Annotated in this window: 13 protein-coding genes; 9 read left to right on the top strand and 4 right to left on the bottom strand. The window is 67.9% G+C overall.

Annotated features, from left to right (window positions below):
- Positions 1 to 51 precede the first annotated feature (51 nt).
- The 3 genes from OG474_RS39175 to OG474_RS39165 all read left to right on the top strand — a co-directional run bounded on the left by OG474_RS39175 (position 52) and on the right by OG474_RS39165 (position 4699).
- On the top strand, positions 52 to 654 hold the full coding sequence (locus OG474_RS39175) for a dihydrofolate reductase family protein (protein ID WP_405058710.1): 603 nt from the start codon (positions 52 to 54) through the stop codon (positions 652 to 654).
- A 569-nt stretch (positions 655 to 1223) separates the two neighbouring features.
- Entirely contained in the window at positions 1224 to 2957 is a 1734-nt protein-coding gene (locus tag OG474_RS39170; RefSeq protein WP_405058709.1) for an ABC transporter ATP-binding protein, read from the top strand.
- Positions 2954 to 4699 carry an ABC transporter ATP-binding protein gene (locus tag OG474_RS39165; RefSeq protein ID WP_405058708.1) on the top strand — a complete coding sequence of 582 codons (1746 nt, stop codon included), beginning with the start codon at positions 2954 to 2956 and terminating at the stop codon, positions 4697 to 4699. Before OG474_RS39170 ends, OG474_RS39165 begins: the two co-directional genes overlap by 4 nt.
- 51 nt (positions 4700 to 4750) lie before the next feature.
- Here the strand turns inward: OG474_RS39165 and OG474_RS39160 are convergent, their stop codons facing one another.
- Complete coding sequence (locus tag OG474_RS39160) at positions 4751 to 5341, bottom strand: DUF3558 family protein (RefSeq protein ID WP_405058707.1); 591 nt, start codon at positions 5339 to 5341, stop codon at positions 4751 to 4753.
- A gap of 309 nt (positions 5342 to 5650) precedes the next feature.
- Between OG474_RS39160 and OG474_RS39155 the strand changes: the two genes are divergently transcribed.
- Positions 5651 to 6817 carry a S1 family peptidase gene (locus tag OG474_RS39155; protein ID WP_405058705.1) on the top strand — a complete coding sequence of 389 codons (1167 nt, stop codon included), beginning with the start codon at positions 5651 to 5653 and terminating at the stop codon, positions 6815 to 6817.
- 196 nt (positions 6818 to 7013) lie between these two features.
- On the opposite strand, the gene OG474_RS39150 is transcribed toward OG474_RS39155, so the two are convergent.
- Positions 7014 to 7886 carry a hypothetical protein gene (locus tag OG474_RS39150; protein ID WP_405058704.1) on the bottom strand — a complete coding sequence of 291 codons (873 nt, stop codon included), beginning with the start codon at positions 7884 to 7886 and terminating at the stop codon, positions 7014 to 7016.
- 233 nt (positions 7887 to 8119) lie between these two features.
- On the opposite strand from OG474_RS39150, the gene OG474_RS39145 reads away from it, so the two are divergent.
- Together OG474_RS39145 and OG474_RS39140 are read left to right on the top strand one after the other, a co-directional pair.
- Positions 8120 to 8695 carry a helix-turn-helix domain-containing protein gene (locus OG474_RS39145; protein ID WP_405058703.1) on the top strand — a complete coding sequence of 192 codons (576 nt, stop codon included), beginning with the start codon at positions 8120 to 8122 and terminating at the stop codon, positions 8693 to 8695.
- 14 nt (positions 8696 to 8709) lie between these two features.
- Positions 8710 to 9129: a nitroreductase/quinone reductase family protein gene (locus OG474_RS39140; protein ID WP_405058702.1), complete on the top strand. Its 420-nt coding sequence runs from the start codon at positions 8710 to 8712 to the stop codon at positions 9127 to 9129.
- On the opposite strand, the gene OG474_RS39135 is transcribed toward OG474_RS39140, so the two are convergent.
- Positions 9116 to 9976: an oxidoreductase gene (locus OG474_RS39135; RefSeq protein WP_405058701.1), complete on the bottom strand. Its 861-nt coding sequence runs from the start codon at positions 9974 to 9976 to the stop codon at positions 9116 to 9118. The genes OG474_RS39140 and OG474_RS39135 overlap by 14 nt on opposite strands.
- 95 nt (positions 9977 to 10071) lie before the next feature.
- Between OG474_RS39135 and OG474_RS39130 the strand changes: the two genes are divergently transcribed.
- From OG474_RS39130 to OG474_RS39120, 3 genes are all read left to right on the top strand, one after another.
- The gene (locus OG474_RS39130) at positions 10072 to 10875 is read left to right on the top strand and encodes a helix-turn-helix domain-containing protein (RefSeq protein WP_405058700.1); all 804 of its coding nucleotides are present in this window, start codon (positions 10072 to 10074) and stop codon (positions 10873 to 10875) included.
- An 87-nt stretch (positions 10876 to 10962) separates the two neighbouring features.
- Positions 10963 to 11928, top strand: a complete 966-nt coding sequence (locus OG474_RS39125; RefSeq protein ID WP_405058699.1) for a DUF1684 domain-containing protein — start codon at positions 10963 to 10965, stop codon at positions 11926 to 11928.
- A gap of 115 nt (positions 11929 to 12043) precedes the next feature.
- Positions 12044 to 13366: a LuxR C-terminal-related transcriptional regulator gene (locus OG474_RS39120; RefSeq protein WP_405058698.1), complete on the top strand. Its 1323-nt coding sequence runs from the start codon at positions 12044 to 12046 to the stop codon at positions 13364 to 13366.
- On the opposite strand, the gene OG474_RS39115 is transcribed toward OG474_RS39120, so the two are convergent.
- Positions 13348 to 14457 carry a LuxR family transcriptional regulator gene (locus OG474_RS39115; RefSeq protein ID WP_405058697.1) on the bottom strand — a complete coding sequence of 370 codons (1110 nt, stop codon included), beginning with the start codon at positions 14455 to 14457 and terminating at the stop codon, positions 13348 to 13350. The two genes, OG474_RS39120 and OG474_RS39115, sit on opposite strands and share 19 nt — an antisense overlap.
- Between the last annotated feature and the right edge of the window lie 255 nt (positions 14458 to 14712).

Below are 14712 nucleotides of genomic sequence, written 5' to 3'. Positions count from 1 at the left end.
TCGGCGCCGAGGGTTGAGGCATCAACGGCACAAGGCAGCGGAGCGAGAACCATGGGCAAGGTAGTTGCGCAGGCGAACATGTCTCTGGACGGGTACGTCGCCAAGCAGGACAACAGCATCGGGCGGTTGTTCGACTGGCTGCAGAACGGTGCGGTCGAGTTCCCGACTCCCGCTGGGGACCTCACTCTGCACCTGAGTCCGTCGAGCTCGGAGCATATGCAGAGGTGGGTGTCTTCACTCGGCGCACTGGTTTGCGGCCGGACGCTGTTCGAGGTGGCGCACGGGTGGCAGGGACGGCATACGTTGGACGTTCCCGTTGTCGTCGTGACGCACGAGGTTCCTACCGACTGGGTCGAGGCGCACCCCGATGCGCCGTTCACGTTCGTGACCGAGGGTGTTGAGGCCGCCGTCGCTGAGGCGCAGAAGCTCGCCGGTGATCGCGTCGTCACAGTTACCGGCGGCATGATCGCCAAGCAGTGCCTGGAGCTGGGCCTACTCGACGAGGTGGCGGTCGACCTCGTCCCGGTCGTGATGGGCGCGGGCAACCGCCCCTTCTTCGGCGAGCTCTCCGCTGGCGACGTCCTGCTCGGCAACCCAACAGTCTGCATCCCGGGCGACTGCGTCACTCACCTCGTCTTCCCAGTGGTGCGATAGGACAGGTGTCCCGGCAGGTGGATGTAGCCGAGGTAGCTCGGCACGGTCGCGGGTGCTGGGGAGCAAAGCCGTCCGGTTCAGGGGGGCACGACTCCCCGAACCGGTTTAGGGACAGCGATCGGGTCCGACCCGGACACTCCCTAAACCGCTTTGGGGAGCACAACCCACCGATTCCGGTTCACTACCTTCCCCAAACCAAGCACGCCCTCCGATCGTTCGGGCGTTACGACACCCCGCGCGGCTGCTCGCCGTTTCCCCGGGACCGGACTTACGTCTGCCGGCACAACAGCGCTATCCGATCTCGTCAGTGCCTGAACTCGCCCGCTCGGACAGGCATCGTCGCAGGTCAGCGCCGCGCGGTGCTTCCAGTCCGGCGAGGCTGACCGAAGTCAGGTGGCACCTCGTGGCCGCCGGCCCGGTGATACACGGACCGTGAGCGGGCATGCAGTTCCGCCAGCGCGTCGCTGTCCCCGGGTACCGCGTCGCGAATCTGCGCTGCCTCCGTCATGGGATACGAGACTGAAGGGCGGCCGATCTCGTGGTCTGGGGGTGCTGGGAGGATCTGGGGTATGGCGTCGGTTCGCGAGTGGCTGGATAGGACGAGCGAGTCGTGGAGTCCCCCGCGTGCGCGCGATACGGCCGGGCCGTTTCGGCTGCTGTTCTGGTTGACGCGGTCGCAGGCCAAGCGGGTTGCGTTGGGGGCGTCGCTCGGCATCACGTGGATGGTCGGCCTGGCGGTGCCGCCGTGGGTGCTGTCGCGGGCGGTTGATGAAGGGCTGGTCGGGCGCGATACGGGTGCGCTGGTCAAGTGGGCGTTGGTTCTGCTGGCGACGAGTGTGGTGATCGCGTTGCTGGCGATCGCCCGGCATCGCACGATGACGAAGATCCGGATGGACGCGTCGTTCCGCGCGATCCGGGCCACGGTCTGGCACACCTCCCGGCTCGGCGCGTCCTTGTCGCGGCGGGTGAGTGCCGGCGAGATCGTGACCGTTGGGATCGCCGACGTACACACGGTTGCCATGGCCCTGACCGTCACCGGGCCGGGCGTTGGCGCAGTCGTCGCGTACGCCGTTGTCGCGGTCATCCTGTTCGCGATCTCACCGCTGCTAGCCGCGGTAGTCCTCGCCGGCGTACCGGTCCTGGTGGTTGCGGTCGGCCCGTTCCTGCATCGCATCGAGCGCACCGGCGGCGAGTACCGGGTGCACCAGGGACGGTTGACGACCCGGTTGGTCGACGTACTGGCTGGGCTTCGGGTGCTCAACGGTCTCGGCGGGAAGGCGTTCATGGCCGACCGGTACGGCGAACAGTCGCAGCGACTGGTGCGACGCGGCTACCGGGTCGCGGGGCCGGCCAGCTGGGTCGGCGCGCTCGCGACGGGATTGCCGGCGCTCTTCCTGGCCGCGGTCGTGTGGTTGGCAGCACGGATGGCCGCGGTCGGGACGATCACGATCGGCGATGTCGTCGCCGTCTACGGGTACGTCGCCGTACTGGTGGTTCCCGTGTCGAACTTCATCGAAGGCGGTGGCGACATCGCCCGGGCGCGGGTGGCCGGCCAGCGGATCATCGACCTGCTCAACCTGCCGGTCACTCCCGATGAAGGCGACGCCCCACTCCCCCGCGGCAGCGGTCCGTTGGTCGATCTCGAGTCGGGGGTGATCATTCGGCCCGGTCTGTTGACCGCGCTGGTGACCGCGCGGCCGGCGGAGGCGCTCACGGTGGTCGAGCGGCTCGGGCAGCTCACCCACGATCCCGGCGTGACATGGGCTGGGACGAGTGTGAACGAGGTCGCGCGCGCCGAGCTCAGGCAGCGGTTGGTTGTCGCGGACAACGATGCCGAACTTTTCGCGGGGACGATGCGTGAGGTGGTTGCCGGGCGCATGGAGGCTGACGACGACCGGATCCACGCAGCTCTTCGTGCCGCGGTGGCCGAGGATGTCGTGGAGGCGTTGCCCGGTGGTTTGGACGGAGCGATCGCCGCGGGCGGGAGTGATCTGTCCGGTGGGCAGCGGCAGCGCATTCGGCTCGCTCGTGCCCTGTACGCCGCTCCTGATGTTCTGCTCGCGGTCGACCCGACCTCGGCGGTGGATGCGAATACCGAGGCGGCGATGATCGACCGGATCCGCGCGGCCCGGCGCGATACGACGACGGTGATCACGACGTCTTCGCCGCTCGTGCTGGATCGTGCTGACGAGGTCATCGTCCTGGTCAACGGGAAGGTGTCGGCCGTCGGAACGCACACCGATCTTCTGCACAGCGATCCCGACTATCGCGAACTGGTGTCGCGCGCTCAGGAGGGTCGATGAGCAGCCAACTGCCGATCGCCAACCCGGCTGCTGTCCGCGCCGCGGCGATCCGGGATCTCGGCGCGGACCGGTGGGCGGTTGCTGGGGTCGTCGTGGTCAACGGTCTTGCGGCTGCGGCGGGTCTGGTCGGGCCGTGGTTGCTCGGCCGGATCATCGACACGATTCAGACCGGTTCGGGGAACGTGCTGAGCGCGGTGGACAAGCTGGCGTTCGGCGCGCTGCTGTTCACCGTCGTACAGACTGTGCTGGCGTGGTGGGCGCTCAAGATCGGTTACCGGTTCGGGGAACGTACGGCGGCGCGGGTGCGAGAGCGGTTCCTGCAGCGGACCCTGGCGCTGCCGCCGCGGGTCGCCGATCATCTGCCGGCGGGTGATCTGATCGCTCGCGGCAGCACTGACGCGTCGCTGGTCGCGCTCACTTTGCGGTCCGCGTTGCCTGAGGTACTGGTGGCGGTTGTGCACGCGCTGTTCCTGATCGTCGCCGTACTGGTTCTGGATCTGCGGCTCGGCGTGTGCGGGCTGGTGTGCTTGCTCGGTGTCGGCGGGGCGGTGCGTTGGTACGTGCGGCGCGCGCGACCGGTGTACTTGGCAGTCGCCGCAACGGGCGCTGAGCTGGCCGGAGTCATCGCCAGCAACGCCAAGGGCGCTCGGACGATCGAGCTGCTCGGGCTGGAGGATCGCCGTACCGAGGTGGGCGAAGCCGGCATTGCAGAGTCCCGTACGGCGCGGCTCGGGGCGCTGTGGTTGCGCTCGGTCCTGTTCCCGTGGGCGGAGATCGCGCTGGCGCTGCCGGTGGTTGGGGTGCTGCTGATCGGCGGCCTGCTGTATGCCAATGAGCTGGTCAGCCTCGGAGTCGTGGTCACCGCGACCGTCTACCTCCGCCAGCTCGTCGGCCCGCTCGACACGTTGATGCTGTGGATCGAGCAGCTGCAGGGCGCTGGAGCGTCGTACGCCCGGGTCGAGGGCCTGGCGGACGTCCCCACGGCGGAGGCGCACGCGCGCCTGGTGCAGAACGCGGATGGCGATCGCATCCGCGTCGAGAACGCACACTTCAGCTACACCGGCGCACGCGACGTACTGCGCGGAGTCGATCTGCTGGTGCAGCCGGGTGAGCGGCTGGCGATCGTCGGTACGTCGGGGGCCGGGAAGTCCACGCTCGCCCGGCTACTGGCCGGGCTGGACCGTCCGCACACTGGCTCGGTCACGATCGGCGGTACGCCGGTGGCCGAGCTGCCGGCTGATCAGCTCCGCGAACACGTCGTACTGATCACTCAGGACCACCACGTCTTCCACGACACCCTCCGCGACAACCTGCTCATCGCCAAACCGGACGCCACCGACGCTGACCTGCACGCTGCTCTGTCGGCTGTCGGAGTGACCTGGCTGGACGACCTACCGGACGGACTCGACACCGTCCTCGGCGTAGACACCGACCTGGCCGACGCCAACGCTCAGCAACTCTCCCTGGCCCGAGTAGTCCTCGCCGACCCGCACACCCTGATCCTCGACGAGGCCACTGCACTCCTGGACCCCAAAACAGCCCGCCAAACCGAACAGTCCCTGGCCGCCGTGCTCAGAGGCCGCACCGTCATCGCCATCGCCCACCGTCTCCAAACAGCCCACGACGCCGACCGCATAGCCGTCATGGAAGCCGGCCGACTAGTAGAACTAGGCACCCACCAACAACTAGTCACCGCCGATGGTGTGTACGGCCGCCTCTGGCAAACCTGGCACACCGCATGACCGAACACCTTTCAGGGCATCCAGCTGATTGCGGAGGCGTAGGTCGGGCGGCTACTTGGGGATTCTGGGTTCGACCAGTTGCGCGGATTGCTGCGCGAGCTTGCAGGCTGTGCCTGGGCCGGGGCTGATGACGACGACGTCGACGCGGGAGGTCGGGCCGAGCTCGAGGCCGATGGCGCAGGAGTAGCCCGGGGTCGCGGCCTCGACGCTTCGGCGGCCGTTCACTGTGCCTGGCTTCAGGCCGCCGCCGTTGTCGTTCATGGTGTCGATGCCCTGCTTGTCCCGGACGCCGACGCCGAACGACAAGATGTCGAGCATGGGCCCGTTGCCGTTGCTGGCGTTACGGACGTAGTTGCAGGAGCGAGCGCTGCCGGTCGTGGATCTGCTCACCGGTAGGAACTTCCCGTACTTGGCGTAGTCGGCGCCCTTGATCAGCGTGCAGGCATCGATCTTCTCCGAGGACGGTGGGCTCGACGTCGTAGGCGTCGGCGCTGAGTCCGGAGCCAACGAGTCGGCTATCGACGGCCCGCCGGACGATGACGCGGCGGGCGCGGCGGTATTGGCCTCCTTGTCGCCACAGCCGGCGAGCAGCACTGCACTCGCGGCCAGCACCAGGAGGGGCCGGACGACGTTCTTCACCACAGGTAGTCCTCGTCTTCAGCGATCATCATCACCTGCGGAGCGTACTAGTCCGGAAAGGTCAGACCGTGCGGGAATCCTTCGGCTGCGTTGTTCAACAGATGTTCACCCTCGGTCGAGAGGTGGTTGACGGAGCGTGAACCGAAGGTTTGCCCTTGTGCGACCCTGCGGGACTGGGTTCGGACTTGTAAGGACGTTCTGTTACCGACAACGATTCCCAAAATCGGTGGCCTTGAGGCAGGCCACCCCCAGAGGAATCGGATGTGAACTATGCGCTTCCCGCCCCGCCCCCGGAAGTCTCTCGTTGGTGCTGTGCTCGCTCTTGGACTCGCTGCTGCCGCTCTGGCGCCGATGCAGACCGCGACGAGTGCCCCAGTTCCTGCTCCCTCCCCTGTTGACGGTGTGTACGACGTACTCGGCTGGAGCTGGGGTGTCAGCCCGGCCGAGGCGAAGGTGCGGCTCGATGGTGAGCACGCCAAGGCTGCTGCGTTCGAGACTGCCAAGTCAGAGCTCGACGGTGGCTTCTTCAACTCTGACCAGCAGCTCGTGGTGAATGTGCATTCCGCCAAGGCTGCTCAGGTTGCTCGTGAGCACGGTCTGTCGCCGCGGACCGTGGCGCGTGGTGAGAAGGCGCTCGCGAAGCTGCAGCGTCAGGTGCAGGCGCTGGCCGACAAGTCCGGCTCGCTGCAGGTGCAGTCGATCGGCGCCGATCTGCCGACCGACAAGCTGCAGGTGGTGCTGCAGCCGGGTAAGCAGTCCGCGAACACTGTTGCCCTGGTCAAGCAGTTGAAGGCGGTCCCGGGTGTCGAGGTGAGCACGAACGACACCACGCTGGCGATGACGGCCGACGTGATCGGCGGTCAGATCATGGACCTGGTGCCGGGCACGAACTGCTCGCTCGGCTTCTCCGGTACCCGCAACGGCGGCGACAACGTGATGCTCAGCGCGGGCCACTGCGTCGAAGGCAACCCGATGGTGCAGAACCGGTCCGGTGTCCGGCTCGGTGCCGGGGTGGCCAGCCGCTTCCGCACCGGTTCGCCGAGCGTCGACATGGGGTTGATGGACATCGACTCCAGCAACGTCGGCCGCGGCTACATCGACAACCGCAACGGCCAGACCACGCGCGTCACCGGCTCGTCGAAGGCTCCGGTCGGCTCGACGATCTGCAAGGCCGGCAACACCACCGGCTGGACCTGCGGCACGATCACGCAGTACAACCTGACCGTCAACTACGGCGGCGCCGGCGGCAGCGTCACCCGCACCAGCGGTCTGGCTCGCTCGACCGTCTGCACCGAGGGCGGCGACTCGGGTGGCGCCTACATCTCCGGCACCGTCGCGCAGGGCATGACGTCCGGCGGCCCGAGCGACGGCCACGACTGCGGCTTCAACCAGGGCGGCAACGCCACCGGCTCGTACTCCTTCTACCAGCCGGTCGTCGACGCGGCCCAGTACTACGGCGTGACCCTCACCCTCGGCTGATCCCCCAGCCACCAGCGACCCCTCCCGCCGACCGCCGGCGGGAGGGGTCGTACACCGTCGCCAGCCGTCGGGGGCGTCGACACCGCAGGGTGGGCTTGAACAAGTTATGACCTGTCCACGCCCACCAGTTCCTGTTCAAGCCCCCGGCTGTCGGCTCGGTGATGGGGTGAGACGTGGTGAGCGTTAGAGACACGCTCTAGACGATCGTCCCGATCCAGTCGCCGGGCAGCGGGTCGGACACGAAGGTGACGAAGATCGAGTCGTCCACCTCGGGATGCAGCGGGTCGAACAGAACCACGGCCGTCTCCACGGTCGGGATCGCCGACCGGCCCTGCGCCTGGCGGGTGACCCAGCGGTCGGTGCCCTGCAGGTCGGTGAACTTGACGATCACCTCGGCGCCGACGACCGACCGATTGCCTTGATCGTTCTGCGAGGTCCGGACCGCCACGTTCGTGATCTCCCCGGTGACCTTGCGCCCCTCGGTCAGCAGCCGCTTCCTGGTCGCGAGCTGCAGACGCAGACGACGGTTGTACTTGATGGCGTACAAGGTGCCGGCTACCGCGATGACGATCCCGATCGCCGGGAGCCAGATGTCGGCCCGGTACATCAACCAGGAGCCAGCACCCCAGGGCTTGTCGTGCTGGAAGACCGGGTCGGTCCTCGTGCCGACGGTCAGCGGGGCACTCCAGGTGAGACCGCCCAGGAAGAGGCCGGCCGCAGCGGCCCAGAGAGCTACCACACTGTATCGGGCCGGTTGCTTCTCGCCGCCGCTGTAGACCTGCATCAGGTAGTGGCCGGTGCCGGCTGCCGCGAGCACACCGATCAAGCCACCCATGAAGAAGACCGGGATCGACGCGAGCCCCAGCAGCCCCTCAGCGCCCGGGTCGGAGTCCACGAAAATACTGTTGATGACGCCGATCCGGAGGTCGCCGACCATGGCGGCGATACCGAGACCGAGACAGAGCGCCGCAGCGACCTGGACGACCCCGGCGATGATCCCGCCGACCAGGAAGCCCGGTCGCCCCGCTCGCTGCAGCCGCTTCGCCCGGCGCGCCGCAATAGGATCCACAGTGCTCAATGTTCTCCCCCTACATCCCCAGTACCGAGAGAGAAGACTATCGGTCGGCACCGACAGAAACCGAGCCTTTTCGCGGGCCGCGAGCCACCACGAACACGGCCACCAGACCCATCAGAATCACGCCCGCCCACATCGACGTCTGCCACCCCTCAACGAACGCCTGCCTGGCGGCGGGACATCTCGACCGTAGGCGGCTGTTGCGGCGCAGGCATAGGATCGTGCCTATGCCGCAAGATGATGGTGAGATGGACAGCCTGGTGCGCAAGCGCATCCGCGCACTCCGGGTCGCGCAGGGCTGGTCGCTGGACGAGCTGGCCACCCGGGCGCGGCTGAGTGCGTCCTCGCTGAGCCGGATCGAGAACGGTCAGCGCCGGCTCGCTCTCGACCAGCTCGTCACGCTCGCCAGGGCCCTCGACACGTCACTGGACCAGCTCGTCGAGACGGCGTCGGACGACGTGATCTCCAACCCCATGCTCGACGGCGCCCACGGGGTGATGCGCTGGCCGGTCAGATCCGATCCCGGGATGACCGTGATGCGGCGGCGCCTGACCGATCCGCCGCCGGACAACCCGGCCCGGATGCGGGCCCACCCTGGCCGGGAGTGGCTCGTCGTACTGTCCGGGACCGCGATCCTGATGCTCGGCAACCGGCGGTTCCGGGTGGAGACGAACCAGTCGGCCGAGTTCCCGACGATGATGCCGCACGCGCTCGGCGCGGAGGGCGGACCGTGCGACATCCTCGGCATCTTCGACCGCGACGCCCGCCGCGGCCACCTGACCGACGAACCGCCGGAGAGGTGAGGTACAAAGGCGTCATGTGGGAGCACAACCCGGCAGTCATCGCGAACTTTCGCGCCAACGGCGGCAAGATCTCAGCCGCCGTCCGCCCCGAGCTGGCAGGGATGGATGTCGTCCTGATCGGCACCACAGGTGCCAGGACCGGCAAGAAGTACGTGATCCCGCTGGTGTACTTCAGCCTCGGTGACGACCTCTTCGTCGTGGGCTCGGCAGGGGGAAGCGCCACCACGCCGTCGTGGACCTACAACCTGCGCGCGCACCCCGAGGTCGAGGTCGAACGGGGAACCGACAAGTACCCCGGCATCGCCGTACCGGTCGATGACCCGGACGAGCGGGCCCGGCTGTACGCGCAGGCCGTCGAGACCAAACCGGCCTTCGGGAGCTTCGAGAAGAAGTCCGGTCGCGTCATTCCCGTGTTCATCATCAAGCGACGCTGAGGTTCACCAGATCCACGCTCGTGGTGAGAGCCTCGTTGGCATCGATCTCGCCGCGCAGCCGATCCAGACGAGCGCGTGCACCGCCGAGCGCGTCGGAGCCGAGAAGCAGCCGGAGCGGAGGCAGTTCCTCGTCCACCGTCGCGGCAATGGCCGCAGCGGCGCGAGCCGGGTCGCCCGGCTGGTTGCCGGAGACGGCCAACGTGCTGGTACGGCGCTTGCCCGCGGTCTGCTCGTAGTCGTCCAGCCGGATCGGCGACTGCTGCATCGATCCGCCCGCCCATTCGGTGCGCAGGCCGCCTGGTTCGGCGATGGTGACCGCGATACCGAGCGGTGCGACCTCCGCGGCGAGCGACTCGGACAGACCCTCGAGCGCGAACTTCGTTGCGTGGTAGTAGCCGGTCGCAGCGAAGGCGGCCAGCCCTCCGAAGGAGGAGATGTTGACGATGCGCCCGAAGCGGCGCTCCCGCATGCCAGGCAGGACGGCCTTCAGGACCGTCACCACACCGTGCACGTTGGTCTCGTAGAGCGCCCGGACCGCGGAGTCTTCACCCTCTTCGATCGCGGCGAGGTAGCCGTAGCCGGCGTTGTTCACCAGCACGTCGATGCGTCCGAAGGTTGCCTCGCATTCCTTGACGGCCGCGGTCACCGACGCGGGGTCGGTGACATCGAGCTGCAGTGCGAGCGCGCGAGCGCCGTACGCGGCGGCGAGATCGGTCACGGCCGCGCGGTTGCGGGCGGTGACGGCGACGCGGTCACCGCGCTCGAGGGCGTGGGTGGCGAGGGCGCGGCCGAGACCGGTGGAGCATCCGGTGATGAGCCATACCTTTGATTCTTTGCTGTCGTTCATGTCTCCATCTCACTGCTGAAGCCGCGGACGTACCACTCCCCCTTGAGGGTGGCCCTGCCAGGGACAGGCTCGCGAGGGCGGTAGCGTTCTGGGTGATGGCACCTGACGACAACCAACTCGGGGACTTCCTGCGCAGCCGCCGGGAGAAGATCGACGCTGCTTCGGCCGGCGTCGTCGACAACACCCGGCGACGGGTGAAGGGGCTGCGCCGCGAGGAGCTGGCGCTGCTCGCCGGGCTGAGCCCGTCCTACTACACCCGGCTCGAACAGGGCCGTGACCGGCACCCGTCACGCGAGATTCTGCAGGCGCTCGCCGGCGTGCTGCGCCTCGACGACACCGAGCGGACCTACCTGTCGTCCCTGGCAACACCCGCGCTCGCCCCGGCTGACCCCACGCCCGCCGGCGTCGTCGTACGGCCCGGGGTCCTGCAACTTCTGGAGCGGTGGGCTGATCTGCCGGCGTTCATCGTCGGCCCCAGCCGTGACGTCCTGGCCGGTACGGCGCTCGCAGCGCGAGTCAATCCGGCGTGGAGTCCGGGGCACAACCTGCTCGAGTTCACCTTCCTCGATCCGCGGGCCCACACGGTGTACCCCGCCTGGAACGAGATCGCTCTGCAAGCAGTCGCCGGACTGCGCGCCACGGCCGTCGCGCGCCGCGGCGAACTGGACGCCTTCGTGGCGGACCTCCGTGAGCGCAGCGAAACCTTCCGGGCGCTGTGGGACTCCCACGACGTCTACGAGCGCACGATGGGCGACAAGCTGTTGCGCGTCGACGGCGTCGGTATTCTGACCCTCAAGTTCGAGACCTTCGCGCTCACCGGACCCGAGGGCCACGTCCTGTACGTGTACTTCCCGGAGCCCGGCAGCGCAGCGGACGACGCGCTGCGCAAGCTCAGCTGAGAGATCTTGCGTTGTAGGCAATGAGGCACGCCTCTAGCGCAATCCACTCGTACGTTGGCGACAGAGCCACTACGAGAGGGAATGCTCATGACGAAGGCAAATAGTCACCCCGCCGAGTACGACGCCTGGCGGGCGGCGCGGTGGGACGAGATCGCCGGCCCCAACGGCAAGGTGAAGGTCGTCAGCGCCGACAAGGCCACCGGCGCAGTCACGCTCGATCCCGATGCGGTCGAGAAGTCAGGTCTCACCGGGATCGACACCTACCCGTATGACCCCGCCTGGGTGTTCGAAGGCGAGTACCGGGCTGTCCCTGACGGTCGGCTGGTCGAGGTCGGCCGGTTGACCGAGCCGCCCACGACCCAGCAGGTCGCCGCGCCGGTCGACCTCGCGGTCACCATCGACGGGACCGAGTACGTGCTGGCCGTGATTGAAGACTTCCCAGGTCAGCGGCTGGTCGTGTTCACCGACGAGACCAACGGCGACGGTACGCCGGAGATCGGTCGCTGGCTGGTCCTTCCGGTGCTGGAGCCGGGGAGCAGGCTGACGATCGACTTCAACCAGGTAACGCTCTCCCACCACCACCTGTCGCCGACCGTCTTCACCTGCCCACTCGCCCCGGACGGCAACCACCTCCCGCTGCGGATCGAGGCCGGAGAGCGCTCCCTCGTGTTCTCCGAGGACGTCTCCCGCAAGGGCAAAGCGATCGCGTACCTACGTCACCTCGAGAACCGTGAATGGGACAAGGCCCGCGCGATGTGCACCGAGAAGGCGACCGTCTGGCACAACGACGGCAAGGGCGACTCGTCGATCGACGAGAACATCAGCGGCATGCAGGCACAGATCGGCGGCATCGAGTCGATGCGGTACGACGTCGTACGGCAGTTCGCCGCTGAAGACGGTGTGCTGCAGCAGCACGCCGTACACGTCGAAACGAAGGACGGGCAGACGTTTCGCCTCGACGCGGCCGTGTACGTCGGGTTCGAGGACGGTCTGATCAGCCGGCTCGAGGAGTACGCCGGGGTCCCGGTGCCGGACTCTGTGGTTGCACCGTAGCGACCGCCCGCGACCTGCGGGCGACAATCGGCACACCTGGACTGCGCATCTCGAGGTGGAACGACTTACGGTCGAAGTGCACTCGACGCGTTCGAGGAGTGACGGGGGCCTGGGGATGGATCATCTGACGGACAGTAACCGGCGGCACGATGCGATCGCGGCCGCCGGCGCGGACCCACAGCGTCTGCGCGCCGACGAGCTGGAACCGCTGGTGTACGCCGTGGGCGGGACGATGGACGACCCGGCGCTGGCGGCGCCGTCCAGCGCGCCGCTGTTGCGCGTGCTGTTCGCGGTCAACCAGAAGCGCGACCGCGAGCCCGCAGTCGCCGCAGCCGTCGCGGCACTGGACGGACCGGCGCCAGGACTGGCCACAACCCTGCGAGCGCTCCTGGTGTTGCTGTACGCCGAGGAGTTCGCCGAGGCCGAGCGTCGGCTCCGCGCGCTACTGGCCGCCGGGGAGAGCTGTGCGGCGTTCGGGATGCTGCTGGCCCGGGTCGTCGCCTGCCAGGGCCGTAGCCGGGAGGCGTCCGCGTTGCTCGGCGCTCTCCTGGCTGGTGAGCTGCGTTCGGACCTGCTGGTGGCGGCTGTGGCCTGGCGAGTCTCCGCGCTCGTGGATCTCGGCGACCTTGAGCAGGCGCACGAGGTCCTGCGACTCCACGGCTTCGACCACGAGCTGGCCGACGTACGGGACCGGGCTGAGCTGCTGGCTGCCCGCGGTGCGCTGCACCTGGCCGAGGGGCACTTCGGGCTCGCGTACGACGACTACTCGGCCTGTGGACATGAGCTGACCGGCTGGGCAGTGGTCAACCCCGCTGTGGCCAACTGGCGCGCGTACGCTGCTCTGTGCGCTCACATGACCCGACGGAACTGGTTGGCCAGGACGCTGGCCAGTGACGAGGTAGTTGCGACCCGCGGCTGGGGCGGACGGCGCACCATCGGCATCGCACTGCAGATGTCGGCTCGTCTCGCCCCTGATGAGCAGGCGCGGATGAGACTGCTGGAGCACGCGGACGCCGAGCTCGACGGAAGCGGTGCGCTGCTCGAACAGGTCAGGGTCAAGTACGACCTCGCCGTACTACGAGCCGAGCGCAGCGATGACGCAGTCGCCCTGGACCTACTCGGTACGGCGCGTGTGCTGGCCAACGAGATCGGAAACGACCTGTGGCGCGGCCGGATCGCCTCTGCGATCGACCAGCTCGAAGGAGCACCCGGACCGGCGCGGCTGACCCCGCAGGAGCTCGCTGTAGCGCGGGAGGTGGTGCCAGGCCGGACGAATCGGCAGATCGCCGAACACCTGTGCCTGACAGTCCGGACAATCGAATTCCACCTGTCGTCGGTCTACCGCAAGCTCGGGATCGCTGGGCGACGCGAGCTGCAGCCGGCCATCCTGCTGACCCAGGAAGGCCGGCGTACACGCCTTCAGCCCATCATCTGGTAAAGCTCCGCGCGCCCCGAGATCCCGAGCCGCCGGTACGCCGCGGAGAGGTGGAACTCGACCGCCCGCACGGACAGGTTGAGCTGGGAAGCGATGTGCCGGTTCGTGGAACCGGCCCGGGCCAGACTGGTCACCCGGAGCTGCTGCCTGGTCAACATGGGATGCGGACGCCGGCCTTGCAGCCGATGCAGGGCCGAGTCGATCCGCTTGGCCCAATGCATCCGGCTGTCCAGCCGGGCCAGCTCGGACGCACGGGTGAGGCGCTTCCGGGCAGCCAGCGAATCGCCCTTCGCGGCCAGGTGACCTGCCGTCGCGAACAGAACCGGCACCAGCTCGTTGCGGGCGTCGGCGACCTCCAGCAAGTCGATCGCCTCACTGAGCAGAGCCGCGGTCTGCTGGTCGTCACGGACCACCGCATGCGCGTGCAGCGCCCAGCCGATCTGGCGGGGAGCACCCCAGCGCATCGCCAGCATCAACTCCTCCTCGGCCAGGCGTGCGGCCAGCGGTGGGCGTTCTTTCGCAAGCGCCAGCGCGGCGCGCGAACGCCAGCTGGAGATCGCCGGATTGTCGATCGGGCCGTCGGTGGGTGGCCGGCTGCTGTCGACGAAGTCGGCGATCGCCCTTGGTGATGTGCCGAGGGCGAGGTAGAGCTGCCCCCGGGCGGTCAGCAGGGGTCCGCGGCCGGGCAGGTCGAGCGCGATGACGCCGTCCAGCCGGCGGGCGTGCAGCACCGGCAGCGCTGACCTCGCCTCCCCCAGATCGAGCATCGCCTCGACCGTCCAGGCCGTGCGCATCGCGATCAGCCGATCGTCAGGCGCGGCGGGCTCCGAGTAGGTCTCGAGGGCGTGGGTGACCTGACCTCTGAGTTGGCGGATCCGGGCCTGGAAGAGCCTGATGCCCGCGAGGATCTCCGGCGAGGTCCTCGGATGCGTGGCCAGCCAGAGACAGTGCTGGTCGGCCCGGCGCAGCTCACCCGCACAAATGAGCGCGTAGAGCGCGCTCCAGAGCTGCCAGGGTGATTCGAAACATTCCGTGTGCTGGAGCACGCCGAGTGCGCGGCGTACCGTTCCCTCCCGTTCCTGACCGATTCGCAAACTTTTCCAGGATATGGCCGAGATATTCCCCAGTTCGTTGCTCATACGTCGGCTCAACCTCACTTCGGGCACTGCTGTGTGGGCGGTAGAGCGAGGCCGTGGTCGCGCTCTCATCGCTGAGCCTGACAAAGTTGGACAAGGTGTGTCAAGGTGCGAAAATGTTAGGTCGTTTTTACTTTTGCGCAATGCCCGGAAAACAGCAAGAATGCGCGCCAATTCGTCAATGATTGACGAACCGACGCGCATTCTTGTGGT

It is taken from the genome of Kribbella sp. NBC_01505, assembly GCF_045040285.1.
Lineage (GTDB): Bacteria > Actinomycetota > Actinomycetes > Propionibacteriales > Kribbellaceae > Kribbella.
The sequence above is the reverse complement of the archived record's forward strand: the minus strand, read 5'-3'. Positions and strand labels throughout refer to the sequence as shown.

Excerpts from the sequence above, each read along its gene's own strand:
- OG474_RS39175 (WP_405058710.1), top strand. The coding sequence starts at position 52 with ATGGGCAAGGTAGTTGCGCAGGCGAACATGTCTCTGGACGGGTACGTC.
- OG474_RS39170 (WP_405058709.1), top strand. The coding sequence starts at position 1,224 with ATGGCGTCGGTTCGCGAGTGGCTGGATAGGACGAGCGAGTCGTGGAGT.
- OG474_RS39165 (WP_405058708.1), top strand. The coding sequence starts at position 2,954 with ATGAGCAGCCAACTGCCGATCGCCAACCCGGCTGCTGTCCGCGCCGCG.
- OG474_RS39145 (WP_405058703.1), top strand. The coding sequence starts at position 8,120 with ATGCCGCAAGATGATGGTGAGATGGACAGCCTGGTGCGCAAGCGCATC.
- OG474_RS39140 (WP_405058702.1), top strand. The coding sequence starts at position 8,710 with ATGTGGGAGCACAACCCGGCAGTCATCGCGAACTTTCGCGCCAACGGC.
- OG474_RS39135 (WP_405058701.1), bottom strand. The coding sequence starts at position 9,976 with ATGAACGACAGCAAAGAATCAAAGGTATGGCTCATCACCGGATGCTCC.
- OG474_RS39130 (WP_405058700.1), top strand. The coding sequence starts at position 10,072 with ATGGCACCTGACGACAACCAACTCGGGGACTTCCTGCGCAGCCGCCGG.
- OG474_RS39125 (WP_405058699.1), top strand. The coding sequence starts at position 10,963 with ATGACGAAGGCAAATAGTCACCCCGCCGAGTACGACGCCTGGCGGGCG.
- OG474_RS39120 (WP_405058698.1), top strand. The coding sequence starts at position 12,044 with ATGGATCATCTGACGGACAGTAACCGGCGGCACGATGCGATCGCGGCC.